Below are 1,350 nucleotides of genomic sequence, written 5' to 3' on the forward strand. Positions count from 1 at the left end.
GCGGGCTACATGCTTACCCCAGGACAACCATCGCCTGGGCTGAGCTACCCTCCTGCGTCACCCCATCGCTCACCTACTACCCCCTCGGACCGACCGCTAGGCCAAACCAGCCCCCGAAGGGACTGGAAAGGATTCAGGGTCTTAGCATCAGAGGATTCAGCGTTGGCGCATACCAGCGGGTACGGGAATATCAACCCGTTGTCCATCGACTACGCCTGTCGGCCTCGCCTTAGGTCCCGACTTACCCTGGGCGGATTAGCCTGCCCCAGGAACCCTTGGTCATCCGGCGCACACGTTTCTCACGTGTGATTCGCTACTCATGCCTGCATTCTCACTCCCACAGCCTCCACCACTCGATCACTCGGCGGCTTCGCCGGCTGCAGGACGCTCCCCTACCCACCCACACAAAGTGTGAGTGCCACGGCTTCGGCGGTGTGCTTGAGCCCCGCTACATTGTCGGCGCGGAATCACTTGACCAGTGAGCTATTACGCACTCTTTCAAGGGTGGCTGCTTCTAAGCCAACCTCCTGGTTGTCACAGCAACTCCACATCCTTTACCACTTAGCACACGCTTAGGGGCCTTAGCCGATGATCTGGGCTGTTTCCCTCTCGACTACGAACCTTATCGCCCGCAGTCTCACTGCCGCGCTCTCACTTACCGGCATTCGGAGTTTGGCTGACGTCAGTAACCTTGTAGGGCCCATTAGCCATCCAGTAGCTCTACCTCCGGCAAGAAACACACGACGCTGCACCTAAATGCATTTCGGGGAGAACCAGCTATCACGGAGTTTGATTGGCCTTTCACCCCTAACCACAGGTCATCCCCCAGGTTTTCAACCCTGGTGGGTTCGGGCCTCCACACCGTCTTACCGGCGCTTCACCCTGCCCATGGCTAGATCACTCCGCTTCGGGTCTACAGCATGCGACTCAAACGCCCTATTCAGACTCGCTTTCGCTACGGCTACCCGCCACCGGTTAACCTCGCCACACACCATAACTCGCAGGCTCATTCTTCAAAAGGCACGCCATCACGAACAACACCCCGAAAGGCATTGAGGACGCTCTGACGGCTTGTAGGCACACGGTTTCAGGTACTATTTCACGACCCCTCACCGGGGCACTTTTCACCTTTCCCTCACGGTACTGGTCCGCTATCGGTCATCAGGAAGTATTCAGCCTTACCACGTGGTCGTGGCAGATTCACACGGGATTTCACGGGCCCCGTGCTACTCGGGAACACACCTAGAAGCCACTACAGGTTTCGTCTACCGGACTCTCACCGTCTACGGTCGGCCTTCCCATGCCGTTCAACTACCCGAGCAGTTTATAACTCCTTGCCAGACTGGTAGA

1 rRNA gene (cut by a window edge) is annotated in these 1,350 nt (G+C 57.6%); it reads right to left on the bottom strand.

The features are described from left to right. A 23S ribosomal RNA gene (locus QP090_RS37475) occupies positions 1–1,350 on the bottom strand (its annotated part extends 1,535 nt beyond the left edge of the window); the annotation flags it as partial.

The sequence above is a fragment of the Actinomadura xylanilytica genome, assembly GCF_030283145.1.
In the GTDB taxonomy this organism is placed as follows: Bacteria; Actinomycetota; Actinomycetes; order Streptosporangiales; family Streptosporangiaceae; genus Spirillospora; species Spirillospora xylanilytica.